21 protein-coding genes and 2 pseudogenes are annotated in these 25,805 nt (G+C 49.7%); 19 read left to right on the plus strand and 4 right to left on the minus strand.

Annotation, left to right across the window (positions count from 1 at the left end; translation table 11 throughout):
• Positions 1-17: 17 nt before the first annotated feature.
• Entirely contained in the window at positions 18-1,220 is a 1,203-nt protein-coding gene (locus AB1I67_RS11635) for a tyrosine-type recombinase/integrase (RefSeq protein WP_367030039.1), read from the minus strand.
• Positions 1,221-1,449: 229 nt separating this feature from the next.
• Between AB1I67_RS11635 and AB1I67_RS11640 the strand changes: the two genes are divergently transcribed.
• The 12 genes and pseudogenes from AB1I67_RS11640 (at position 1,450) to AB1I67_RS11695 (ending at position 13,911) form a co-directional block, all read left to right on the plus strand.
• Positions 1,450-2,067, plus strand: a complete 618-nt coding sequence (locus tag AB1I67_RS11640; RefSeq protein WP_367030040.1) for a hypothetical protein — start codon at positions 1,450-1,452, stop codon at positions 2,065-2,067.
• A 517-nt stretch (positions 2,068-2,584) separates the two neighbouring features.
• Entirely contained in the window at positions 2,585-3,262 is a 678-nt protein-coding gene (locus AB1I67_RS11645) for an AHH domain-containing protein (protein ID WP_367030041.1), read from the plus strand.
• 104 nt (positions 3,263-3,366) lie between these two features.
• On the plus strand, positions 3,367-3,558 hold the full coding sequence (locus AB1I67_RS11650) for a hypothetical protein (protein ID WP_367030042.1): 192 nt from the start codon (positions 3,367-3,369) through the stop codon (positions 3,556-3,558).
• 437 nt (positions 3,559-3,995) lie between these two features.
• Positions 3,996-4,382, plus strand: a pseudogene (locus AB1I67_RS11655) (class II fructose-bisphosphate aldolase).
• A gap of 341 nt (positions 4,383-4,723) precedes the next feature.
• A complete protein-coding gene (locus tag AB1I67_RS11660) occupies positions 4,724-5,425 on the plus strand; it encodes a response regulator transcription factor (protein WP_367030043.1) in 702 nt (233 codons plus the stop codon).
• 3 nt (positions 5,426-5,428) lie between these two features.
• Complete coding sequence (locus AB1I67_RS11665) at positions 5,429-6,841, plus strand: HAMP domain-containing sensor histidine kinase (protein ID WP_367030044.1); 1,413 nt, start codon at positions 5,429-5,431, stop codon at positions 6,839-6,841.
• 125 nt (positions 6,842-6,966) lie between these two features.
• Positions 6,967-9,441, plus strand: a complete 2,475-nt coding sequence (locus AB1I67_RS11670; RefSeq protein ID WP_367030045.1) for an FtsX-like permease family protein — start codon at positions 6,967-6,969, stop codon at positions 9,439-9,441.
• Positions 9,442-9,461: 20 nt separating this feature from the next.
• Positions 9,462-10,152 (plus strand): annotated as a pseudogene (locus tag AB1I67_RS11675) (ABC transporter ATP-binding protein).
• Between the two features lie 85 nt (positions 10,153-10,237).
• On the plus strand, positions 10,238-10,663 hold the full coding sequence (locus tag AB1I67_RS11680) for a DUF3788 family protein (RefSeq protein WP_367030046.1): 426 nt from the start codon (positions 10,238-10,240) through the stop codon (positions 10,661-10,663).
• Between the two features lie 295 nt (positions 10,664-10,958).
• Positions 10,959-11,843, plus strand: coding sequence for a hypothetical protein (locus tag AB1I67_RS11685; protein WP_367030047.1), 885 nt, complete (start codon positions 10,959-10,961; stop codon positions 11,841-11,843).
• Positions 11,844-11,918: 75 nt separating this feature from the next.
• Positions 11,919-13,067 (plus strand): aldo/keto reductase, encoded by a 1,149-nt coding sequence (locus AB1I67_RS11690; RefSeq protein WP_367030048.1) that lies wholly within the window; start codon positions 11,919-11,921, stop codon positions 13,065-13,067.
• Positions 13,068-13,077: 10 nt separating this feature from the next.
• Positions 13,078-13,911, plus strand: a complete 834-nt coding sequence (locus tag AB1I67_RS11695; protein ID WP_367030049.1) for a DNA-3-methyladenine glycosylase — start codon at positions 13,078-13,080, stop codon at positions 13,909-13,911.
• Between the two features lie 121 nt (positions 13,912-14,032).
• Here AB1I67_RS11695 and AB1I67_RS11700 read toward each other — a convergent pair whose 3' ends face one another.
• A complete protein-coding gene (locus AB1I67_RS11700) occupies positions 14,033-15,307 on the minus strand; it encodes an MFS transporter (protein WP_367030050.1) in 1,275 nt (424 codons plus the stop codon).
• A 264-nt stretch (positions 15,308-15,571) separates the two neighbouring features.
• On the opposite strand from AB1I67_RS11700, the gene AB1I67_RS11705 reads away from it, so the two are divergent.
• The 5 genes from AB1I67_RS11705 to AB1I67_RS11725 are packed head-to-tail and all read left to right on the plus strand — an operon-like array spanning position 15,572 to position 21,231.
• Complete coding sequence (locus AB1I67_RS11705) at positions 15,572-16,378, plus strand: DeoR/GlpR family DNA-binding transcription regulator (RefSeq protein ID WP_367030051.1); 807 nt, start codon at positions 15,572-15,574, stop codon at positions 16,376-16,378.
• The gene (locus tag AB1I67_RS11710) at positions 16,356-17,693 is read left to right on the plus strand and encodes an alkaline phosphatase family protein (protein WP_367030052.1); all 1,338 of its coding nucleotides are present in this window, start codon (positions 16,356-16,358) and stop codon (positions 17,691-17,693) included. The genes AB1I67_RS11705 and AB1I67_RS11710 overlap by 23 nt, the downstream gene beginning before the upstream one ends.
• 11 nt (positions 17,694-17,704) lie before the next feature.
• Positions 17,705-19,090: an amino acid carrier protein gene (locus AB1I67_RS11715; RefSeq protein ID WP_367030053.1), complete on the plus strand. Its 1,386-nt coding sequence runs from the start codon at positions 17,705-17,707 to the stop codon at positions 19,088-19,090.
• Positions 19,087-20,406, plus strand: a complete 1,320-nt coding sequence (locus AB1I67_RS11720) for a D-serine ammonia-lyase (RefSeq protein WP_367030054.1) — start codon at positions 19,087-19,089, stop codon at positions 20,404-20,406. The genes AB1I67_RS11715 and AB1I67_RS11720 overlap by 4 nt, the downstream gene beginning before the upstream one ends.
• 9 nt (positions 20,407-20,415) lie before the next feature.
• Complete coding sequence (locus AB1I67_RS11725; protein ID WP_367030055.1) at positions 20,416-21,231, plus strand: Cof-type HAD-IIB family hydrolase; 816 nt, start codon at positions 20,416-20,418, stop codon at positions 21,229-21,231.
• A 72-nt stretch (positions 21,232-21,303) separates the two neighbouring features.
• On the opposite strand, the gene glgD is transcribed toward AB1I67_RS11725, so the two are convergent.
• Both glgD and AB1I67_RS11735 read right to left on the minus strand, forming a co-directional pair.
• Positions 21,304-22,449 carry a glucose-1-phosphate adenylyltransferase subunit GlgD gene (gene glgD / locus AB1I67_RS11730; protein ID WP_367030056.1) on the minus strand — a complete coding sequence of 382 codons (1,146 nt, stop codon included), beginning with the start codon at positions 22,447-22,449 and terminating at the stop codon, positions 21,304-21,306.
• Entirely contained in the window at positions 22,443-23,651 is a 1,209-nt protein-coding gene (locus AB1I67_RS11735) for a glucose-1-phosphate adenylyltransferase (RefSeq protein ID WP_367030058.1), read from the minus strand. Before AB1I67_RS11735 ends, glgD begins: the two co-directional genes overlap by 7 nt.
• 236 nt (positions 23,652-23,887) lie before the next feature.
• Here AB1I67_RS11735 and AB1I67_RS11740 point away from each other — a divergent pair, with 236 nt between their 5' ends.
• Positions 23,888-24,766: a DMT family transporter gene (locus AB1I67_RS11740; RefSeq protein ID WP_367030059.1), complete on the plus strand. Its 879-nt coding sequence runs from the start codon at positions 23,888-23,890 to the stop codon at positions 24,764-24,766.
• Positions 24,767-24,791: 25 nt separating this feature from the next.
• Positions 24,792-25,715, plus strand: coding sequence for an MBL fold metallo-hydrolase (locus AB1I67_RS11745; RefSeq protein ID WP_367030060.1), 924 nt, complete (start codon positions 24,792-24,794; stop codon positions 25,713-25,715).
• Positions 25,716-25,805: the final 90 nt, after the last annotated feature.

Genomic DNA, 25,805 nt, shown 5'->3' on the forward strand with positions numbered 1-25,805 from the left:
AGAAGAGGCGAGGAGGATTAGTTTAAATTCTCCTCGCTTATTTTTTCAAGATCAGTTCTTAGCCATTTTATATCTCGCACGGTGTAGGTGGATTCTGCGATGTCCTGAACCTTATGTCCAACCATGGCTTTGATGGCATATTCATCAACATCGGACTTCTTTGCAATAGTGATAAAGGTCATGCGCGGATCGTGGGGGCGGTGGAGTGGATTCATATGAAGTACCTGGATGACCTTGTCGAAGCGATGCCGATATTTATCATCGGACATTTTGCAAGAACCAGAGTGTGTTTGGCTCTTGTCGTTGAAAAGGTATTCGCTATTGATGGATACTGCGTATTCGTAATTCTTCTTGGCAAGATTGCGGATTTTACTATGTATGGGAACCAGTCTTGGTTTTCCGGCGTCAGTTTTCATACCTGCCTGCATATACCATTGATCCAGATCGATTTCATCCAATCGGAGCGTGGCAAGTTCCTGTGGGCGCCATCCCATGTAAGTCTGGATCAGTATCCAGTCCGTAAACTTTATTTTGCCGACATTGTCCCAGAATAGATTTAATTCGGTTTTTGTGAATGGAATGTGATCCCGGTTGGTTTCTTCTTGTTCTTTTACGATCTCATCTGAAATATCAAACGTTCTGGCATAATTGATTGCTGCAATTTCAAATTCTACAGCATAGTCCAACATCAGGTTGAATATGGATTTTATGCGTGCCTTGGTTCCCGCAGAGGCATATACTTTTTCACCCTTCATTTTTCCTCTGGTTTCAATGCGAAAACCACTGTCCATTACACCTTTTATGTGGCGCGCTCTGACATCTTCTGAAAAGTATTTCTTTGACCACTTTTCATATAATTCTTTTACCGTGATATCGCCATTTAAGTCGTAGGGATTTTTATTGTATTCGACAAGGGCGGCATAAGCAGCATTATAGGTGGAAAAAGAGCATTGTGGTTTGAGGGGGTTCAGAATTGGTTTGCCAAATTCTTTTTTTCCAATACATACTCTGGCCCAATATGAGTTTTTTAAATTCTTATCCCGCCGTTCTGTTATACTTCCGAATCCGTTTGGCAGTCGCCTGCGCTTGCCGGATCCGCGTATTCTTTTGACAAGACTTTTATCTAGTGGGTAGCCACAATGTGGGCAGGTCAAGGCTTTAACACTAACTTGCAGTGCGCATTCCGGGCAATTTAACAGTGCAATGATATCATTCTTCATTTAAATTAGGTATAAAAATACGTTAAAATCAGGTTAGGGCAAGATGTTATAAAAAGTGAGGACATTTTGAAATAGGGGTGTTATAATAATAGCATGGAATTAGGGCTCTTGGGAGACCAGGAGCCTTTTCTATTGAAAATCCGGAGCCTGGAAGCCAGGGTGCCGGTCCTCCTTTATACTTTCATTTTGCCGATGTTTGATGTATGATAGGATGAGAACGGAGGATAGCATGGCGAAAAAGGAAAGCATTCGAGAAAAAATATATGATTTTAACAGTGTTAAGGAATTTTGCATTTATAAAGACCTATGCACATCAAAAGAACCAAAGAAATCTGATATGAAGAAGATGGAAGGAATCCGTTTTAAAACATATGATGAATGGAATACATACGTAAGAAAGAAGTATGCTGATGCGCCATTGAAAGGGCTAAGAGAATTCAGACGTTATTTAAATAACAGAAAAAGGGCGTTGGGGGTAATCAATAACTGGTGGTACTTATTTCTAGTACCGTTTATAATAACGGTTTTAGGAACATTCATCATGGATTCATTAAAAGATATATCACTTTTTCAAAAATTGGATTTCGGGACAGCGTGGCAGGCATTTCCACAGTTTAGTGGGTTAGAAAAGATTCTGTTCTTACTGTTGGTTTTGGTTGTTATACTTTTGACCGCTTCACCAACTTTTGTAATCATAGTTGGAATGTTTGTTTTTATGTGGAATATGCTGGGCACATCAATGGAGAATGAGCAGGAGACTTCATTTTATGAGGACTATATGGAAATAATAGATGAAATAATCAAAGAAAAAGAAAATTTGGTAAAATCGGACACATGGATAACATAATTAATTCACATAAGAGACAGCCGCCGGGTGTCACAGTCCGGTGGCTGATGCGGGCTTTCTGCCCGGTGCAGATGGGTGCCCTGAATCCGATTTGCCAGGATATCGGATAACGTAAGCGCACATAGTGCATTCCTGGCATCGTGTGGAGCATACCATCAATGGCAGATGGACAGGGCAGTACCCTGGGTTCCGGTTCGATTCTGGATGTGCCGCTTGCGAAGAAAAATTATAGCCAGTTGAGTAGTGAGAATACTCTCTAAAAGCATCGGAAAAATATGAGGTAGTCCCGCGCTGCCTCTTTTATATTGCAAAACAACACGAAATGAGGTAAGGATGCATGGACAGAGCGTCAGATCCACGAATCGAGCAGACGATGGCCATGTCCTGAAATATTCATCGTAAGTACATGATTTTCTTTTAGTTATTTGCCCCATGTAATAGGTCATTCACAAGAATCTATTGAAGTCCTGGCTATGATTAGCTAGAATGAAAGTAATCAAATTGTGGGGGGCTAGGGATGGAGCGAGTAAAAAAGAAAGAAGGACAGAAGGTTGCCAATGAGACAAGATTAATGAATATAGCAAGTGCGATAGGAAACCAGACAACATGTCAAATGATGCCTGTTGTGCAGAATCAGTCAATAAAGATTACAGATAGTGAATTAACTGAGTTAGAGTCTGTTCATTATGATGACGTTGTCCATGAAAGTCATGAAGAACTTATTGAACATCTTCAGCGCGATGGTCACTTAGATCCAAATGCGATTTATATGGTAATTGACCCTGGTGAAAAAGATGAGACCACCTATGGTGTTCACGAGGGGCAATATCTTAGCCCGCAAGAATTAAGAGCGTCGTTAGGGGCAGGAACTGCCGGAGGAGAAGCACATCATATTATTCCCAGTTGTATTGCTGCTGTACATAAGTATCCGAAAGATTTATATAATAAAGATTGGAATGGAATAATGTTGCCAGGTAGTAAAAAAGAAACAACAGGTAAAATAATCAGACCACTGACAATTGCATCTGCGTTACCATATCATCGAAGAAATGATACGTTTGATCATCCTACATACACCAAAATGGTCAGAAAAGAAATAGACAAAGGGGTAAATCCGGCAACGTTGGCGGCTACCTTAAAAACTAAAATAAATACCATGGGAGCTGGTAAATATATAGATGATATAAATATATAGTTATTACTTAACCAAGAAGAGTCCAAGTTATTTTTTTTCTACCTAAAAAACCCGAGGTAGCACCGGCTGCCTCTTTTTGAGTCCAAGAAAGTGAGGTGAGCCCGATGGCATTAACGCCAAAACAGAAGATATTTGCAGATGAGGGTGCAATCGGTTGGTGGTTTGCGAGTAGCATGGCATATTTGTGTGAATGTCGTAAAGAGTGGCTGGGAAAGCTTGAAATTGGCAGTTATGAGTGCTGGAATGGCAGCGTATGTGACCCTGCGGACGGGACCGGCGACTGGTACGTGGAGTAACTGGGAATGGGCGGGGACTGTTATGGTGACCCGCCCTAAAATAGTGTAATTAAATTTTGAAAATTACGTAGGAGATAGGCACAATTTGGATAAACTATTTGTCATCTTCAATATAAACATCAAGACATAAATGTTTAAATGGGTCTTTGTCAGCTACTGCATTTAACCAATCTTCCTCGGTCATATAAAATCGTGTATAAATTTTTTCCCTTGAATTGAATCTGGAAACCACATGGGATTGGAAATATATTCTCCAATTTTCTTTGCTAATTCTTGTGAAAGTTGAGAATATGGGTTGTTTTTTTCATCTTCAGAATCAAACTCATAAATAAGTGTTTTGTCTATATATAACCTGGTTTTTCCAGTACAGATAGCAGATAAGTTACTAATTGGCAAATAAATAGTACAATTTTCATCCGCTAATAGACATAGGCAGTATGATCATGACTGCGGCACAGAGTTCAAAGGTTCCGGTAGCAGTTCATTTTGATCATGGTGTATCTATAGAGAACATTATCCGCGTACTGCATCTTGGCTTTTCCTCGGTGATGTATGACGGTTCCATGCTTTCTTATAGAGAAAATATAGAAAACACATCGAATGTGGTTTGGCTTGCCAGGCTCTTCGGAGCGTCCGTGGAAGCGGAGCAATTTATACAGATCCGGAACAGGCAGGGGATTTTGTAGAAACGACGGGGATCGATGCTCTGGCTGTATCGATCGGTACCGTTGGTACTCCATGGCGGATCCGGTTTAAGCGATATGGATTTTCAGAGATGTATCAGCCATGGGATTTCAAAATCAATATATATACAGAAGTGGTAAACGCTGCAATGCATCATTCTGAGCCGGTTCCTGAATCTTATGCCAGATGGCTGGATATGACGAAAAAAATATGAAGCGGGTTGTAAGCGAAAAAATAAGGATCTTCGGTTCAGCAGGAAGGGCCTGAAGAAACCAGCGGAAAGGGTGCCAAAGTCACAGGATGATTTTGGCATTTCTTTTTCGTTTAAAACGGTACTTGATTTTTATTTAAGACGCCCGTATCATATGAATTAAAGATAGATACTTTAATTATCATAAAGCGGGTGAACACATGGATAAGCATGGAAAGGAACGCATCTGTTACCCGCTTGTGAACAGGCATGCAGCCGCAGGAGATGGGAATGGATAATAAGGTTTTACTGGTTGACGATGAAAAAGACATTGTTGACATGATGGAGGAAGTATTAAGAAGAGAGGGCTTCTCAAACATACAGAAGGCTTTGAACGGAACTGATGCGTTAAAGCTCTGCCGTGACTTTCGCCCGGACGTCGTTATTTTGGATATCATGCTCCCGGACATCGACGGGCTGGAGGTATGCCGGCGGATCCGGGAGTTTTCCTACTGCCCGGTCCTGTTTTTGTCATCCAGGAATGATGATATCGATAAAATCCTTGGGCTTTCCTGCGGCGGCGATGATTATGTCACTAAGCCGTTCAGTCCGAGGGAGGTGGTGTTCCGTGTAAAGGCCCAGCTTCGCCGTCAGCAGTATCAGATGGCTGCCATGACGGAGCAGTCCCCCCGTCTGACTGCCGGCCGGCTTTCCATTGACCAGGAAAGCTGCCGGGTCTATAAAGAAGACAGGGAAATCGGGCTGACTGGGCGTGAGTACCAATTGCTCACCTATCTCATGGAGAACCCGGATAAAATCATCAGCAAGGAACGGCTCTATGAGCAGGTATGGGGAGAATACAGCAGTATCTGTGACAATACCATTATGGTGCATATCCGGCATCTGCGGGAAAAGATAGAGGATACACCCTCGGACCCACAACAGCTCATCACCGTGAAGGGGCTGGGTTATAAGCTTAAAAAGAGGATCTGATAAATGAAACGCTCAGGATACCGCACGATTTTACACATCTATTTTATTTTCTTTCTGTCGCTGCTGGGCGCGGTTTTGCTGGCGGTCTGTCTTTGCCTGTTGACGGTCACCATCCAGAAGCCGGACGGCAGCATTGCGGGAACCGACTGGCCCAGTCAGTTTACAGAGGAATTCAGGGATCAGATCATATTTATTGATACGCTTCCCCAGATCAGGCAGGCGGGGATTGCCAGACTGCAGGACTATGGGATTGGCGTCCAGCTTCTGGATGCTTCCGGCAGGGAAGTATACAGCTATCAGAAGCCGGAATGGGTTGGCGTCACATATTCCTGGGTGGAGCTGCTGGAGCTATGCAAAACCGGGGGAGCGGCAGATAAAGAGATGACCGCTTTTGCAGGCACAGTTTCCAATGACGGGAAAGATTACGCCTATATTCTGTACTTTCCTGTAAATATCTCAAAGGTTATGATGTACCTGAACGGAGAGCGGTTTGCAGGCGGCAAGGCTATACTCCTGCCGATTTTGGCGGCGCTGCTTTTGATGATCCTGATTTCGGGCGCCCTCTATGGTCTATTTACAACCAGGGCGATGAAGCGCCTTGCAGCCGCCGTGCAGGAGATATCCGTCCGCAGCTACCTTCCTGTACACGATTCCGGCATGTTCCATGATCTGTATGAGAGCCTGAACACTCTGGATGCGGAAATCAGGGCAAGTGACCAGCTGCGGTCGCAGACAGAAACGATGCGCGAGGAATGGATCGCCAATATCACCCATGACTTAAAGACGCCACTTTCTCCTGTCAGAGGGTATGCGGAACTGCTGGGAGAGGCAGGCGAAAAGAGCGAAGAGCAGTGCAGACGTTATGGGGAGATCATGCTGAAAAACGTCTCTTACATGGAGGCGCTGATCGATGACCTGAAACTGACTTACCAGTTGGAGAACGGAATGCTCCCCGCTAACCGGACGGAGCAGGATCTGGTCCGTTTTCTGAAAGAGCTGGCGATCGATGTTTTGAACACCCTGGAGTATGAACACCGGATCATTCATTTTGAGAGCACGGCGGATACGGTTTCCTTTTCGTTTGACCGGATACTTTTCACGAGGGCCTTCCGCAATTTGATCATCAATTCTTTCGTGCACGGGGAGGAGAATACCCAGGTATCCCTGCGGATATCGGTTTCCGATACCGTGGTGAATGTGGAAGTGGCTGACAATGGAGCGGGTATAAGGCCGGAACAGGCAGAGCATCTTTTCGACCGCTATTACCGGGGAACCAGCACGGAGGAAAAACCCGAGGGAAGCGGCCTGGGGCTGGCGATCGCAAAAAATATTATAGAACTGCATGGAGGTAAAATAAGGGTTGTAAGCATTCCTGCGGTTGGGACGGCATTTGTCATTGAGTTTTTAAACGGTTAAGGAAAATTAAGGTTACTTCAATATCAGATTAAGGTTGGCAGGTTATCATGGTTTTAGTGATAGCTGCCAGCCTTTTTTTTGGCCGGCCGCGTTCACGAGCCATCCCAAAGAAAGCAGGTGTTTATATGAATGTCATTTGGAAGTATATTTTTACGAATGTCAAAGAAAGAAAAATGAGGACTGCCGTTATGCTTCTGTCCATCCTTCTGTCCACAACACTGCTGTTTGTGTCGTTTTCCATCGGCGCGTCCTATGAAAATGCCCAGCAGAAAATGGCGCGGGGGATAGCCGGAAGCGCGACCGTCTCGGTGACCGCGGTGGATGGGGTGATTCAAGGGACAGCCCTGCCGGTGCTGCCATCCATCGGGAACAGCGTATGCATGGTGGAGGGGACAGCCCTCTATCATGAAAAGGGTTACTACGAAACCATCGACTTGATCGCGGCGGATCTGTCAGCTCTTGACAGGATCAATCCACTCCGCCTGGTAAATGGCGGTGAGATAACCGGTTTTACCGGAAATTCCGTCATCCTGCCGGACCGTTTTACTTCAAAATACGGGATTCAAAAGGGCGATGTCATCACACTTTTGATCGGCGGACAGCCATTTTCTTTCCAGGTTGCGGAAATAGCCGCATATGATACGGTTTTTCTGCGCCATACAAGAGGGGCCACAGCCCTTTTGCCTGTATCCACGCTGTCCGGGGTATTGGGACAGACAGGTGGGCATACCAGGATTTTAGTGAAGCCTGCCGAGGGCGTCTCTACTCCTGAGCTGAAGCATCAGCTGGAAATGAATCTGCCTGCCGGCCGATATCGGGTTTCGGAAGTGGTAAATGAAGCGCAGATCGCTGCGGACGCAAGGCAAAAATCCATGCCGTTTTTCCTGATCAGCTTTTTCTCCCTGACCATAAGCGTTTATATTATTTATGGCAGCTACAAGGTCATCACCCTGGAACGTCTGCCGGTGATCGGAACCTTCCGCAGTATTGGCGCGACACAAAAAAACGTGACCCGTATTCTTCTGTTGGAGAGCGCGCTCTATGGGATCGCAGGCGGGCTGGCCGGTATCCCCATCGGTGCGCTGGTCTTACATGTGATCCTGCGGGGGATGGGCAGGTCTCTCTCCCAGGGAACAGAGATTCCTGTTGTGATCGCTCCATCCAGCATTGTTTTCTCGTTTGCCGTCGCTGTGACGGTATCTCTGCTTTCTGCATGGCTTCCGGTGCGCAGGGCAAGCCGCCTGCCGGTTAAGGATGTGGTCCTGGGCTGTGTGGAGGAAACGCGATTGTTGCGGCGCCGGATTGTAGGGGCAGGAGGCGTCCTTTTTGCGGCGTCCGTCCTTCTGCCGAAGCTGGCGTCCGGAAAGCTTTTATATCTGGCAGGAGGGCTCTCCCTGCTGGGGATGATTGCTGCCACAGTTCTGACCGTACCGGTGATCACGAACCTGATTTCCAGAGGGTTAGAGCCGATCTATGGGGCATTTCTGGGGAATGTGGGCAGGCTTGCCACCCGAAATATGCGGGACAATAAAAACACCGCGCAAAATATCACGCTGTTGTTTATCAGTATCTCAGCCGTGATTGCCATTACCGTTGTGGGCAGTTTTGTGACAGCCTACGTGGGGGACGTATTCCGGGATGCAGAGCTTCAGGGATTTGCGGACGGGATGATGGAGCCGGAATTTGTGGAGCAGGTGAAGGAACTGGAAGGAGTAGAAAAGGTGCTGCCGCTCTATGTTTACAAAGATCAAATGCAGGTTGGCAAAACAGTACTCACCCGCCTGGAAGCCACCGATAACCTGGATTGGTACAACTCCATGATGGCGCTCCATTATACGGACAAGGATATGGAGGAACAGGCGCTTTTAAGTTTTGCGGACGAACGGGTGATTCTGTTCAGTGAGAGTGGTTTGGAGCGAACCGGATTTTCCGTGGGGGACCGGATCACCCTGACCGGAGGAGCCGGACAAAATGAGTATCAGATCGTGGGCAGCTTTAAATCAAGGGCTACGGATGTGGAAGCGGTGATCTCATCTGCTTATGCGGTTTCTGATTTTGGCGCGTCGGTTTACGGCTTCCTGGCCTATACCGCCGCCGACCCGGACGCAGTTATGGTACAGATCCGGGATTTATTTGGAGAAACTTCAAACTGGAGCAGGACAGTGGAAGAATTCAATGAGGATGCACTGTCTACCGTAGGCGCATTTTTGCAGCCAATGCACAGCATGACTTATTTTATCCTGCTATTGGCGGCTGTGGGAATCATCAATAACCTGCTCATCAATTACATGCAAAAACGCCGGAGTACCGCCATGTATAAATCGGTTGGGCTTTCCAACCGGCAGCATGTGAAAATGACTTTAATAGAAGGCTTTTCCGCTGGCCTGATCGGAGCGGCCATAGCCATTTCCGTCTCTTACATGGAAATACAGACGATCTTTCTTGTGGCCGGTCCCAGGATCGCAATGACGCCAAAACTGGACGCGGGGATGTTCCTCTTTGCCGGCGCAATGGGGGTCCTTGTAACGCTGGCCGGTTCTGTCGTTCCGGTCTACAAGAGCCGCCGCATGAATCTGGTGGAGGAAATCAAATTTGAATAGGATCAGAGGAGGTATTTACAATGAAATTGCCAGCAGGCAGGATTGCCGTTGAGGGAAAACATATCGTAAAGGAGTTTCATACGGGGCTCACAACGACCAGGGTCCTTGAGGATATTTCCATACAGGTCATGCAGGGGGAATTTGTATCCATCATGGGGCCGTCCGGCTCCGGGAAAAGCACGCTGCTGTATATTCTTAGTGGACTGGATGCACCGACCAGAGGTCAGGTCCTTCTGGACGGGATGGATATTTCCTGTTTTGGGGATGAGAAGATGAGCCGTATCCGGCGGCAGAAAATTGGCTTTGTTTTTCAGTTTTATAATCTTATTCCCAATCTAAGCGTAGAGGAAAATATCATGCTTCCCCTGCTCCTGGATGGGAAAAAGATGGGGGCTTATCAGGCGCAGTTGAATCAGATCCTGGAGGTTGTCGGGCTTTCCAACCGCCGCAGGCATACGCCCCGTGAATTATCCGGGGGGCCAACAGCAGCGCGTGGCAATCGCCCGGGCGCTGATTGGCAGTCCTGAGATCCTGTTTGCTGACGAGCCAACGGGGAACCTGGACAGCAGGACCGGCGCTGAGATCATGAAGCTTCTGCGGGAGATCAATCAGGGCATCGGTCAGACGATAATCATGGTGACGCATTCACCGGAAGCTGCAGGAAACAGCACCCGGATGATCACTGTGCAGGACGGCAGGATCCTCAGCTAAAATAAGGGTTTCAGGATGTATTGTAAATTCTACTGGCCCATGATAGTATATCTGTAAGGACTGGGATGTCCTTAAGGAGAACGCTATGTATGAAAGAATGCTGAACAAAAAAGAAGTCCCCACAATGACGGATCTGACTGCATATTGTGGAGCAGCCGCGGAGTGGTTTACTCTGCTGAATGGCTGGCTGACAGAAACATACAAAACGGAACAGAAGATTGTTTTTCCCTACGGCAACAATTATGGCTGGGGCGTTGCCCACCGGAAGAAGCAGCTAATCTGCAATATTTTTGCGGAGGACAATGGATTTACCGTGATGGTGAGATTGTCGGACCGCCAGTATCAGTCGGTTTATGGGCAGCTGAGCGAGTATGCGCAGGCATATATTGATAACAGATACCCCTGCGGTGACGGCGGCTGGATCCATTACCGGGTCACGTGCAGAGATCAGCTTGGAGATATCCAGAGACTGCTGGAAGTGAAATTAAATGGGAGTTCTTCCATACCATAAGGTTTTACGGAGCAGGAGATCCTCTCAATGGGATTGTGGGCAATGCCTTTTCGGCGGCAGCCGTTGCCTGCGGCTTTATGTGCATCCCGGTATTACGCGCCCGGTATGGGAAAGCATTAAAATTTGTATTGGCGGCAGGGCTTTTGCTCTCATTTGGCATTCCGCTTGTGCTGATCTTTCTCTGATCAACTACTGGTATTTAAAATATCGCAAGAGAAAATTAATATCTTTTTCAGAAGGATATAGTATACTGATAGTCGGGAATACATAGAGACAGCCAGGAGAGGAAAATACGATGATATGTCCGAAATGCGGATGTGAGATAACCGGCAATTACTGCAGCAACTGCGGTATGCCGTTAAAGACAGAGGGGTATGAGGAGCAGGAACATATAGAATATATAGAGGATATAGCAGAAATTCGCCTGAAGCGGGAGGCTTTGGCATCCCGGCCGCGCAGGTCCAGGAAGAGGGTGGATAGAGGCTCCGTTTCCAAATCCGGTAAAAAGGAAATGCACAAAAAGGATGCGCGGCTGAAAAAGATGGAGGGTGAGCTGTCCAGGCTTCGGACGCGCGCGGAGGAAAGCCGGAAAAGCCTGGAGCGTATGGAGACATTACGCAGAGAGCATGATGACACGAGGCAGGAACAGGCCGGTTATCCGGGAGAAGATCCATATCAGACCATGAGAGCGGCAGGCGCAGGGATAGTCGTTCTTTTGTCCCGTCTGATGCAGCTTGCCTCAGCGTTTTTGATGGCAGCGATGACGGTTGTCATGATGCGCTCCTTCTGGGATCACGGACAGACCTTGGGAGATATCCGGTATGTGGCCGAGGAACACAACTATGGCCTGGCAGTCTATGCCGGGTTTGCGGGAATTGCCATATTCATGGGATTTATCTGGTGTCTCTGGATCCTTTCTAAGAAGGGGGCCGGGGGCGGCGTGCGCATGAAGAAGTACGATGTGGGCAGAGGCTTTCTTCCGTTTCTGTTTTGCATGGTTGTGGTTGTGGCAGCGGGGACGCTGCTGTTAAAGATCCCTGGGGATGCGCAGATATGGAGCGGTCATTTAAAAGGGGCGTATGCGGCTATAAAAGCAGTCTATGCCCATCGCAACGGTCTGTTTTTCTGCAGTGTTTCAGGCGCAGTGCTTTCTTTTATAAGAAAGCTTCTGAGGGTCTGACCGGTTCATGAAGGCAGTGCCGGATCGGCGCCTGAATATATTTATGGTATGTAAGTGAAAATGGAGGTATGGAGGATGGAATACCGAAGACTTGGAAATACGGGTTTAATGGTGAGTGAGATTGGCATAGGCTGCGAGGGGTTTGCAGAAAATGACGGAAAAAATACGAAGGCGCTTCTGGACGCAGCCCGGGAGGAAGGGATCAACTACATAGATCTCTATACCTCCAACCCGGTTGTGCGCACCAGCGTGGGGGCAGAGCTTCTGGGGAGACGGGAGGAGTTTATCCTGCAGGCCCATCTGTGCTCTGTCTGGAAGAATGGGCAGTATACAAGGACCCGGGAGATCGGAGAAGTGAGGGCTGCATTTGAGGAGATGCTTGAGCAGCTTCAGACAGATTACGTTGAAGTTGGGATGATCCATTATGTGGATTCTTTAGAGGATTGGAAGCATGTACTGGAGGGACCAGTCCTTGCTTATGCGCAGGAACTGAAGGCGGCAGGCAGGATCCACCATATCGGTCTCAGCAGCCACAACCCGCAGGTGGCTCTGGCAGCGGCAGGCAGCGGCCATATCGAAGTGCTGATGTTCAGCGTAAACCCCTGTTACGATCTGCAGCCGGCCGGGGAGGATGTGGAGGAGCTGTGGAACGGGGAAAACTACCGCGAGCCGCTTGTGAACTTTGATCCGGAACGCCAGGAGCTGTATGAGACCTGTCAGCGTCTGGGGGTCGGCATCACGGTGATGAAAGCCTTTGGCGGTGGGGACCTGCTGGATGAAAAGCTGTCTCCGGCCGGAAAGGCGCTGACGCCCAGCCAGTGTCTTCACTACGCGCTGACCAGACCGGCTGTTGCCACGGTGCTGGCAGGCGCCCGCACGGTGGAGCAGTTAAAGGCAAGCGCCGCTTATGAGCGGGCAGCCGACGCAGAAAAAGACTATGCGCCGGCGTTTGCTTCCTTCCCTAACATAAGCTGGAGGGGACACTGTATGTACTGCGGTCACTGCGCTCCATGTCCGCGCCATATTGATGTGGCTTCGGTCACAAAGTTTTTGAACCTGGCAAAAGCCCAGGGGGAAGTGCCGGAGACAGTGCGGGAGCATTACGCCCTTCTTTCCCATCACGGCGGAGAGTGTGTCCGGTGCGGAGCCTGCGAGACCCGCTGTCCCTTTGAGGTGCCCATCATGGACAATATGAGGGCGGCGGCTGAAGTGTTTGGAAAGTAGATATAAGGTGATGAAAGACGAAAGAACAACCATAGCGGCAAAGAATTTTTCCATAGGACAGATCTGCGAATCCGGCCAGTGCTTCCGCATGCGGCCTCTTGAGGATGGCAGGTTCCATCTTATCGCGGGGGGCCGGAGGCTGGAACTGGAGCAGGATGAGGAGGCGGTGGTATTTCACTGCGTGCAGCAGGAATATGAGGATTTCTGGAGGTATTATTTTGACCTGGATACAGACTACAGTGCATACATGGACGCGATCAGTGAAAAAGACCGGTATCTGCGAAATGCAGCCGCTTTCGGCAGCGGGATCCGGATCCTGAACCAGGATCTGTGGGAGATGACCGTCTCATTTATTATCTCACAGCAGAACAATATCAAGCGGATCCGGAAATGTATCGATACGGTCTGTGAACACTATGGGACCCCCAGGGACGGGTTTTACGAATTTCCCACACCGGAGCAGTTGGCGGCTGCCTCCGAGGATGAGCTGCGGTCTTATGGACTGGGGTACCGGAGCCGGTATCTGGTGGGGACGGCCCGGATGGCTGCGGCAGGGGAAGTGGATCTGGAACGGATCAAGGGGCTGGATTATGCCGGGGCCAGGGAGGAGCTTTTGAAGCTTCCCGGGGTGGGCGGTAAGGTGGCGGACTGTATCTGTCTGTTTGGACTTCATCATCTGGATGCATTTCCGGTGGACACCCATATTAAACAGGTCCTTGAGGCACATTATCCGAAAGGCTTTCCAAAACGGAAGTATAAAGGGTTCCGGGGAGTCCTGCAGCAGTATATATTTTATTATGACCTGATGGAAGGGCGGCAGGATCAACGCGGGGCTATAAATTGAGCAGGTGTTAGGAGCAGGAACACGGATAAAAAGGATTTGACGGGATAAAAAATCTCATCAAATCCTTTTATGTATATTTGCGTTTTACTGTGAAGCAGCTGCATTTACAGCCAGAAAGATGTTATGCCTGATTCTGTTTCTTCACATTTTTCAAAATGAAGGAGCTCAGCAGGAAACCGGCAACTGCAAAAGCCGCCATGATGAAGAATACAGCGCGGTATCCGGCCAATCCCTCGGTGCGGTCCAGGATATTTCCGTAGACGGCATACATGAATGCGCCGGGGAGATAACCGATAAAGGAGCCGATTGACATGGTGGAGCCGGTGATCTCACGGGGAACACCCACCTCATCCATCGGCGCGAAGAAGATGGCGCGCATACTGAATACACAGGCGCTGATACACAGGGTGATCGTCATGCCCAGAATGATGCTCATATTCTGGTGGGGCAGGAACGAGAAAATTGCCAGGGATGCCGCTACGATAACAAACAAAATCTGGAGGTATTTGGTGGCGGAATGCAGGACCTTGTCTGAGACAATCCCACCGACCGGTCCGCCTAACATCTTAAGACCATACTGATTGATGATACCGTATGCACCGATCAGGGCAGCGGGCAGCGCGTATGCCTCCTGCAGGAACGGAATAAAGTAGGTCAGTCCGCAGTATACACTGTAAACAAAGAATATATTAAAGGAGACAAGCCAGATCCTCTTGTCTTTGAGTGCACGGACAACCCCTTCCCATGCCTGCTTGTTTGCACTGACATGGTCGCCGGTTTCTGCCGCCTTGACCGGCTTTGCATCCGGTTCCAGCAAAAAATACATGATAATGCCGATGATGCCGGGTACGATGGAATAAAACAGGATCGCCATGCGCAGGCCCGTGGCATTGCTTCCGAATGCGGAGAAGATCCCCAGTGCGCAGAAAGCGACGATCGTATCCATCAGGCCTCTGCCTGCTTCCATAATGCCGAACATGCGTCCCTGCTCATCTTCATTGCCTAAAAGCCTTACGGTCTTTAGCATCGTTGGCCAGTAGAGCATATCCGCACATATGGCGAGCAGGCAGTAGATCAGAAGGAATACGGGATAGGATGGAAACGTGGAGAGCCACAGCCCGCACAGGCAGATGCTGACCAGCGACAGGGGAATCATAATTTTTTTGGAAATACGGTCAGTTAAATAAATGGAAGCAAGGAAGCCAAATGTAGAGATCAACCCGGCAATACTCATAGCTGTTCCGATCTGCGTGTGGGAAAGCCCCATGAATTCCTGCATTGGAACATAAAAGGCATCCTTTAAAAAGCCCAGTTTGTAGATTGTTCCTGCGCCAAGCATCAGCGTGCCGAACGAGATCCATTTTTTGTCTAATACTCTGTTCTTCTGTTCAGACATAATCAATCACCTCATAAATGTAATATGGAAAAGTTTTGTGAAACGAATTTGACAGTTCTTAGTATAGTTGCATTTGTGTGTAATGTCAAGTAAAAATGTGCAAAAAGTTGCAATAAGTTGCAATAAAACGAGGTGCACGATGCTTTTATGGGTAATATAATGTAATTATGTGCAAAAATTTTTGAAAAGGTGTTGAAATGTGTGTGATAATGTGCTATGCTTTGGGTAGGAAACGAGTTTGACACGAAAAAAGGAGCATGATTTATGTTATCAGAACAGAGATATAAAGAAATATTAAGTCTATTAGAGAAGGAAGGCAGTGTAAAGACGATTACTCTTTGCAATCTGTTTGGAGCGTCCAGGGAGACGATCCGGAGGGATTTGGAGAATATGGAGGCGAGAAACATGCTAAAACGCATCCACGGGGGCGCGATGCGCCTTGATCCCCAGCCGGAGGAAGGAATGTTATATACCTCCTTTGAGAAAAGACAGAGAGAACGTTCTTTTTATAAAGAAGAAATTGCCAGAGAGGCTGCCACACACATCCATGAGGGACAGTCTGTCGCCCTGGATTCCGGAACGACCGCTCTTGCCCTCGCCAGGGTGATCAAGGAGACATTCCGTTCTCTCACGGTGGTGACCAATTCTCTTGCTGTGGCAAATGAACTGGCGGACGCTGACGGGATAACCCTGGTAGTGACCGGGGGCGTGTACCGCGCGGATGAAGAGGCCTTTGTATCTGATATAGCGACGCTTATTTTTTCTAAGATTAATGTGGACATATTTTTTCTCACGACCTGCGGCATTTCTGTGGAGCGGGGGATCACTTACCAGAGGATGGATGAGGTGCTGGTCCAGAATAAGATGATGGAAGCTTCAGAACGGACCATTGTCATAGCGGACAGCTCTAAACTGGGGGTGAATTCTCTGGTGAAGATGTGTGGAATCGATGCGGTATCCATGATCATTACAGATTCCAAAGCTGCCGGCGAGCAGATCGAGGCTTTTGAAAACGCTGGTGTGAGAGTGGTGGTCTCAAGAGAAAGGAATGAAAGAGATGATGGATTCTAAGATGATAAACAGTGACAGCCGCCCAAGTATCCTCCTGATATCGGTGGATGCCTTAAAACCGGAGTTTGTATTTGAACAGGAACGGCTGGGGATCAGTCTCCCCAATATCACCCGTTATTTTGTGGAAGGCGGCCTGACAGCCAGAGAAGGGATGAAAAGCGTGTTTCCCACCTTTACATACCCCTGTCACCAGAGCATGATCACCGGGACCAATCCGGCAACCCATGGAATCGTGAACAATGGTATATTTGATCCCACGGGGGAACATCTGGGGGCATGGCACTGGTTTGTCAACCGGAACGTAAAGACATTATGGGAGCTTGCCAAAGAAAATGGCTATTGCAGTGCAAGTGTCGCCTTTCCTACATCTGTAGGAGCTAAAGGTGATTTTATTGCCCCGGAATACTGGTGGGACGGCTCGGAACTGGACAGCCAGTTTATCGATGCGGTGGCGGTTCCGCAGGGATTGATCGCCGAGATGGAAGCGGATATCGGTCGGTATGCCGGTGGCCTTGATCTATCAGATGCAGGGGATGCACAGCGGGGAAAAGCGGCGCTCTGGGTGCTGAAGCATAAGCTTGCGCCGCTGGCAGCGGAAAAACCGTTCTTTTTATCCGCTTATTTTGCCAGCTTTGATGAAAGCGCCCATCAGAATGGCGTATACAGTAAGGAAGCAGCAGCCAGCCTTGAGAAGATCGATAAGATGCTGGGAGAATTGATCGCAGAAGCAGACAGGATCACCGGAGGACATCTGGTGGTCTGTGTGGTGTCCGATCACGGCTCCCTGGACAATACCCACAATATATCTCCGAATATCCTTTTAAAGAAAGCGGGACTGATCGAGACGGATCAGGACGGAAAGGTCGTAAGCTGGAGAGCTTTCAGCCAGAGAGCAGGGGGAACAGCCGAGGTACGTCTGGCAGATCCGTCTGACACTCAGGCGGCGGAGGCGCTGGAAAAGGTGATGAAACAGCTAAGGGAGGACCCGGAAAGCGGAATCCTTGAGGTGCTGACCGGAGAAGAAGCGAGGGCGCGGGGTGGTTTCCCACAGGCGGCATATGTGCTGGTATCGAAGAAGGGTTATGAACTGCGCGATGATGTGGATGGGGATTATGTAAGGACCCGCCTTACCCAGAAGGCCCAGCACGGTTACAGCGAAGAATTTGCCGAGATGCGCGCTTCCTTTATGATAGCGGGAGCGGGAATCACGAAAGGGCATGTAGAAGGCGTGCGGCTGATCGATGTGGCGCCCACTCTGGCTGCTTTAATGGGAGCCGTGCTGCCGGATGCGGAAGGAAGAAACCTGTTGAAATAAGGAGTTGGAACGTGGAGATAATAGAATCCTTTTTGGGGACGGTCGCAGACTTTTTGTGGGGCGACTGGCTGTTAGCAGCGCTTTTGGGACTTGGTTTTTTTTATACACTTACAACCGGCTTTATCCAGCTTCGCTGTATTCCCCTGATCTGGAAGGGACTGTTTAAAAGCAGCCGGAAGAAAGGAAACCGGGAATCATCGGGGAAAAAAGAAGGTTCCAGCTGTTCCTCCTATCAGGCCCTCTGCACAGCGATCGCAAGCTGTGTGGGAAGCGGCAATATCGTGGGGGTATCCACGGCGATCCTCGCAGGAGGTCCCGGGGCGTTGTTCTGGATGTGGGTTGCCGCATTTTTTGGAATGGCGACGAAATTCGGGGAAATTGTCCTGGGTATCCGTTACCACGGCTATGATGAGAAGAAGAACATAACCGGCGGCCCCATGTATTATATTGCAAATGGACTGAACTGGAAGCGGGCCGGAGCCCTGGTCGCAGCACTGTTGTTCATCCAGAATGCAGGCGCTACCCTGATCCAGTCCAACACCATATCGCAGGTGGCGGGAGAGGCGTTTCACATGCCGGGGCTGGTCATGGGGCTTTTGCTGGCGGCAGTTATGAGCCTGGTCATCAGCGGCGGCTTCAAACGCCTGGTGGATGTGGCCCAGCGGATCGTTCCGGTCATGGCGGGACTCTATATTGCCGGCGGTATCCTGGTACTTTTGATGAATGCGGTACATATTCCTGAGATGCTTGCCTCGATCATCCGCGGAGCTTTTTCCCTGGAGGCGGGAGGGGGCGCGCTGGCCGGGATCACAGTCCGGGAGGCGATGCGTTATGGCGTGGCGCGGGGGCTTTATTCCAATGAGGCAGGGGAAGGCTCTGCTGCGGTGCTGCATTCGTCCGCTGATGTGGATCATCCGGTACGTCAGGGATTCTATGGTGTGGTGGAGGTTTTTATCGATACGATGCTGATCTGCAGTACCACGGGATTTACGGTGCTGATCACCGGAGTGAACTTAGACCATACGAATGCGGCGACACTGACGGCAGCCGCGTTTGAGAAGGTGTTTCCGGGGCTGCAGAATATTATTTATATTAGCCTGATCCTGTTTGCAGGGACATCCATTATGAGCCAGTGGTATTTTGGGCATGTCAGCCTGACTTATCTAAAAAAGCCAAAATGGGCGGCTGTTTACCGTTTTGTGTTCCCCTTTTTGATCCTTCTGGGGAGCATGAGCACCGTTCATATGGTCTGGTCCATACAGGATATTGCTCTTGGGCTTCTGATCATTCCCAATATGGCGGCGTTAGTCTTTTTGGCGCCGGAGGTCAGGAAATTGACAAAAGAATTTTTAGATCCCCACAATGGGTATATGGTTCAAAAGGAGAATAAAACATGAATGCAGAATTACAGAATTTAATCAATACAATACCGGCTGTGGCAGATGCAAGTAAGCTGAAGGAGACCTTTTGGCTGAATGAGAAACAGGTGCCGGAGAAGGAGCAGGATATCAAGGAGGTGAGTCCTTCCCAGATCCAGGATGCCAGCGACCGGCTGCTCCGGTTTGCGCCTTATTTAAAGCGGGTATTTCCGGAGCTGGAGCCTACGGACGGGATCATAGAATCAGAGCTTCGGGAGATCCCCCATATGAAGGATTTTTTAAACCGGTCCTTTGGCGCTCAGGTAGACGGGAAGCTGATGCTTAAAATGGACAGCGATCTTCCTGTTTCGGGTTCTGTCAAGGCAAGGGGCGGTATTTATGAGGTGATCAAGCACGCGGAGGATCTGGCCATAGGGGCAGGACTTCTTAAAGAAACCGACGACTACAGCGTTCTTGCAGAACCGGAGTTCAAACAGTTCTTCGGACAGTATACGGTCCAGGTCGGAAGTACGGGAAATCTGGGGATGAGCATCGGTATTATGAGCGCGAAGCTGGGGTTTCATGTCATTGTACATATGTCGTCAGATGCAAAACAGTGGAAAAAAGATTTGCTCCGCAGCCGTGGTGTAGAGGTCATTGAATATGAGGATGATTATTGTGCGGCAGTGGAGCAGGGGCGGGAAAATTCAGACAAAGATCCCATGAGCTATTTTGTGGATGATGAAAATTCCCAGAATCTCTTTATGGGATACAGTGTGGCCGGGGAGCGTCTCAGAAAGCAGTTGGAGGAGCAGAAGATCCCGGTTGACGGGGAGCATCCGCTGTTCATCTACATCCCCTGCGGGATCGGCGGTGCGCCGGGCGGCGTCACCTATGGTATCAAGCAGATTTTTGGAGACAATGTGCACTGCTTTTTTACGGAGCCAACCCATGCCTGCTGTATGATGTTAGGGATGGCGACCGGGCTGCATGACGGTGTGAGCGTCAAGGATATCGGAATTGACGGGAAAACAGATGCCGACGGCCTGGCGGTAGGGCGGCCCTCCGCATTTGTTGGACGGGTGATCCAGCCAATGCTCTCCGGTATTGCGACTATACAGGATAAAAAGCTGTATGACCTGATGAGAGGATTGTTGGAGACAGAGGATATTTTTATTGAACCCAGTTCCTGCGCGGCTTTTGCCTGTCTGATCCGCCCGGAGGATTTAAACCAGTATGCAGAGAAGGCTGGCTTGTCTGATAAAATGAAGAATGCCACCCACATTGCATGGGCGACAGGAGGCCGCATGGTTCCCGAGGAGACCCGCCAGGAATATTTAAAAAAAGGATTGTAAAGCAGGTTGATGATGGACTGCCGACTGTTAGTATTAGACATAGACGGGACTGTGGCGAATTCAGAAAAAGAAGTGCCGGAGCATACGCGGAAAGCGGTCATACGGCTGCAGGAGCGCGGCGTACGGGTGGTGCTCGCATCGGGACGTCCGCCGGAAGGAGTTTATCCTGTTGCAAAAAGGCTGTGCCTGGAGCAATTTGGCAGCTATATCCTGGCATTTAACGGAGGAAAGATCATTGACTGCCGGACCCGACAGTGTATCTTTGAGCGTAAGCTTCCGCGCCATATACCGATCCGGCTTTGGCAGGATGCGGTGAAGTATCAGGTGGGATTTGCTGTTTACCGGGAGGGCATGATTCTGGCGGGCACAGAGCCGGATGCTTATATGGAGACGGAATCTGCGGTCAGCGGTTTGCCGTTGAGATACTGTAAAGATTTTGGTAATCATGCGGATGTTCTGGTCAATGAATGCCTGCTGACCGGCCCGCCCCAGGAGCTTGAGGCGATTTGTCCAGTGCTTTCCCACCGGTATTTTCATGAGACGCAGGTGTTTCAATCGGAACCATGCTATCTGGAGGTGACGCCGAAAAATGTGGATAAAGCATATGGACTCAAGCATCTGCTGAAGCTCCTTCAGATCCGTAGAGAGGATATGGCCTGCTGCGGGGACAGCTTTAACGATATCAGGATGATACAGTATGCAGGTTTGGGGATCGCTATGGCCAATGCCGTGGATCCGCTTAAGGCGGCGGCAGATTATGTCACGGTAAATGACAATGACCACGACGGTGTTGCAGAAGTGATTGAGACGTTCTTCCTTTCATAACAAAACCGCAGTTCCATTGCCGGATGATCCGGCAGGAGCTGCGGTTTCAATATTGTATCAATCAAATATGCATCATACCTTCTGGTACTTCGCCACATACACCGGGAAGGAGTCGTTGCCTTTTAGCTCTTTGCCTTCGGTAATGGCAACATCCTTATCGGTGATCACATACTCCAAGTTCGCGCCCGGCTCCACAACCGTATCCTGCATCAGCACACAGTTCTTCACCTTTGCGCCCTTGCCGATCTTGACGCCGCGGAACAGGATGCTGTTCTCCACTTCGCCCTCGATCAGACAGCCGTCGGCAGCCATGATGTTCTTCACAGCCGCGCCGCTCATATAGCGGGTCGGGTTGTCGTCGCGGATCTTGGTGTAGATGGGGCTGCCACCGAACAGTGCGTCCACGTTGGCGTCGTCCAACATCTTCATGTTCTCCTGGAAATAGCTCTTCATGTCGCAGATGCGGGCTACGTAGCCTTCATAGCGGAATGCATGTACGTTCAGCCTGTCCAGGTTCGGGGCCAGGATATCGCGCTCAAAGAAGATCTGCCCGCGGACAAATGCGCTGCTCACCTGGTCGATCAGGAACTGGCGGTCCATGATATAGATATTCATGGAGAAGTTCTGGTCGCCCGTTTCCTTGGAGTTGATCTGGATCTCGTTCACCCGGCCGCCGCCGTCGATGCTTAAGGTGTAGTACATATCCTTGCTGGTATGGGGGGCTTCTAACGCGCTCTGGGGCAGAGGCTGCCTTGTGTAAGCAACGGTCACATCAGCGCCGCTTTCCATGTGAGCTTCGATCAGTGCGTTGAAATCAAAGTTCACTGCCAGGTTGGTGTCTGCCATCACTACGTATTTTTCTTTCTGCTCTTTTAAGAAATCAAGGATACTGGCTAATGCCTCCACACGGCCGTTGTAGATCTTGACGGTCTTTTCCGCATAGGGGGGAACCATGTTAAGGCCGCCGTTTTTCCGGGTCAGATCCCAGGAACGGCCGGAACCCAAATGATCCATGAGGGAGTGGTAGTTCTTGCGGACGATGACCGATACGTTGTCAATCCCGCAGTTTACCATGCTGGACAGAATGAAATCCACCAGGCGGTAACGGCCCGCAAACGGGATGGAGGCCATGAGGCGCTCGCCCACCAGTTCGGGAACCAGGGAATCGTAGCTGTTTGGAAAAAGGATGCCCAGGGCATTGGAATTGGAATTTACCATTGTTCTTCACCGCCTTTTACGTTATTGTTGACCATGGCATTGGGACCGATCTTGGCGCCTGCGCCGATCTCGACGCCCGGGCCTACGGTAGCTACGCCCTTCTCATCGCCGGAAGGCATAGCGCCGACCACGGCGTTCTCTCCGATGGTGACATTCTCAGCAAGAATACAGTGTTTCACCACAGCGCCTGCTTTGATGGTACACCCGCCCATGATCACGGCGTCCTCCACCTCAGCGCCTTCCTCCACCTTTACGCCTGCAAAGAGGATGGAATGGGAGATATGGCCGTCAATACGGCAGCCGTCGGTGATCATAGAGTTCTCAACCTTCGCGGTGGCGCTGATCTTGTGTCCGGTCATACCGCTGTTGCGGCTGTAGATCTTCCAGTCAGTGTCAAACAGGTTGATGCCGCTGTGTTCCGGATCCAGCACTTCCATGTTGGCTTCCCAAAGGGAGGAGATGGTCCCCACATCCTTCCAGTAGCCGTTGAAATGATAAGCATACATCTTTCTCTGGTCGCGGAGCAGGTTCGGGATGATGTTGTTGCCAAAATCATTCTCCGAGTTGGGGTCCGCCTCGTCTTCGACCAGATACTTGCGGAGGATATCCCAGTTGAATATGTAGATACCCATGGAAGCCAGGTTGGACTTGGGGTTCTTCGGTTTCTCCTGGAATTCGGTGATGCGGTCGTCGTCATCGGCAACCATCAGGCCGAAACGGGAAGCTTCATCCCACGGGACCTCCATGACAGCCACGCTGAATTCCGCGCCCTTTTCCTTGTGGAAGCGCAGGAAATCACTGTAGTCCTGTTTGCAGATCTGGTCTCCGGAGAGGATGATCACATATTGAGGATTGTAGCGCTCGATGAATGGGATGTTCTGGTAGATCGCGTTGGCAGTGCCCTTGTACCAGTCAGAGCCGGTCGCCTTCTGGTAGGGCGGAAGCACATGTACGCCGCCGTAGAGCCGGTCCAAATCCCAGGGCTGGCCATTCCCAATATACTCATTCAGCACCAGTGGCTGGTACTGGGTCAGGATGCCGACTGTGTCGATACCGGAATTCACGCAGTTGGACAGCGGGAAATCGATGATACGGTATTTGCCGCCGAAAGGAACTGCAGGTTTTGCCAGCTTCTGGGTCAGGGCATAAAGGCGGGAACCTTGTCCCCCGGCGAGAAGCATAGCAATCATTTCTTTTGCCATAATAATATCCCCCTAATAATTTATAGAACCTCATGTTAAAATTGTACCATAATTTCCCAGGGTGCGACACCTTTTTTGTCAAAAATATTGAATAAAAAACGCGCCGGATTTTCTCTGTTTTGCCTATTGAACTAAAAGATGTCCGTACAAATACCGGATGTATTTATTGAAATTATTTGATATAATACAGTTTGGAGTAAAAAGGATAATGAAAAGAAATGAGGAACATGAAGACTATGAACCAGAAACAGAAAGGGATCATCTGCATTATTATATCAGCTTTCAGCTTTGCGCTGATGAATGTATTTATCCGTATGGCGGGGGATATTCCGTCCATGCAGAAGAGTTTTTTCCGCAATCTGCTCTGCTTTTTCTTCGCGCTTGCGGTTATGAAAAAAGATCATGTTGGATTTTCCGGGAAGCGGGAGAATATTAAGCTTCTGGTGACCCGTTCCATTTTCGGGACCATAGGCATCCTGTGCAATTTCTATGCGGTGGATCATATGGCTCTGGCGGACGCTTCCATGCTGAATAAAATGTCGCCGTTTTTTGCGATCCTGTTCAGCCTGCTGCTTTTAAAGGAGCGGATCAGCCTGGTGCAGATGGCGGCAGTGACCGGGGCGTTTCTGGGAAGCCTGCTGATCATCAAACCGACAGGCTTTGACATGGCAAGATTTTCTGCGCTGGTGGGGCTGCTTGGAGGTCTTGGTGCGGGCGTGGCCTATACGTTTGTCCGGCTTTTGGGCACAAGAGGGGAAAAAGGGCCGTTTATCGTATGTTTTTTTTCAGGCTTTTCCACGCTGGTGTTACTGCCGGTACTGCTGTTTGATTATACGCCCATGACTCTGGCGCAGCTGGTCTGGCTTTTGCTGGCAGGCGTGGCGGCGTCTGGCGGGCAGTTCGGGATCACCGCCGCGTATTGCTATGCACCGGCGAGAGATATCTCGGTATATGATTATTCTCAGATTGTATTTTCTGCCATACTGGGATTCTTTTTGTTCGGCCAGCTGCCGGATGTGTACAGCTGGATCGGATATCTGGTGATCTGCGGCATGGCTGTGTGGATGTTCTTTTATCAAAAGCAGGCGATACAGAAGCAGGGGCAAAAGAACTGACGGCAGTAGAGAGAGGGCTTATCATATGAAGAAACGAACAGGACTCAGAGTCCTGGCGCTTTTATTGCTGTGCACGGCATGCGCCTGGTATCTGATCCCCCAGGGACGAAGACAGGAACTTTTAAGACCGCCGGACCGTTTGGCCGGTCAGGAGCGGATCATTCAGGATACTTCCGGGGAACCGGGCCTGAAGGTGCATTTTATCGATGTGGGACAGGGAGACGCCACGTTATTGGAATCGGATGGTCATTTTATGCTGGTGGATGCAGGGGAGGAGAAAGAAGCGGCTCGTGTGGTCGCATATCTCCATGACCAGGGCGTGGACCGGCTGGATTACATCATAGGGACCCATCCCCACAGCGACCACATAGGTGCACTGGATGATGTGGCGGAGAATTTTTTTGTGGACAGGGCGATTCTCTCCCCGGTTTCCTATGATACCTGGACTTACCGGCATTTGAACGACGTGCTGGAAGCAGAGGGGATCGACTGGGAGGATGCGTCGCCGGGGACACAGTATATGCTTGGCAGGGCGGAGTTTACCGTCCTGGCGCCCAACTGCGATTATGGAGAGTCGGTAAACGACTGGTCCGTGGCGGTCCGGGTCGTATATGGGGATACGGCGTTTGTGCTGACCGGTGACGCCCAGGCGGATTCGGAAGCGGATATGTGCAGTAGCGGTCTGGAGCTTCAGGCGGATGTGCTGAAGCTGGGGCATCACGGCAGCAGCACATCCACCACACGGGAATTTTTGGACGCCGTGTCTCCGGACGCGGTGGTGGTAAGCTGCGGCCAGGGAAATGATTATGGATATCCTCATAAACGCACTATGGGAAAGGTGAAAGATCTGGCGGTATACCGCACGGATGAGCAGGGAACCATCATCGCGTCCAGCGACGGCAGACGGGTTGTGTGGAATATGCAGCAGAGCGGCAGTGCGGCAGAATGAACGAAAACAGAGCAATACGAAAGTGGTATACACGGGAAGGAGCGGAATATGAAAAATAGAGGCATATATGCAGGAGTGGCAGTTTTGTTG

The sequence above is a fragment of the Clostridium sp. AN503 genome, assembly GCF_040719375.1.
Lineage (GTDB): Bacteria > Bacillota > Clostridia > Lachnospirales > Lachnospiraceae > Brotaphodocola.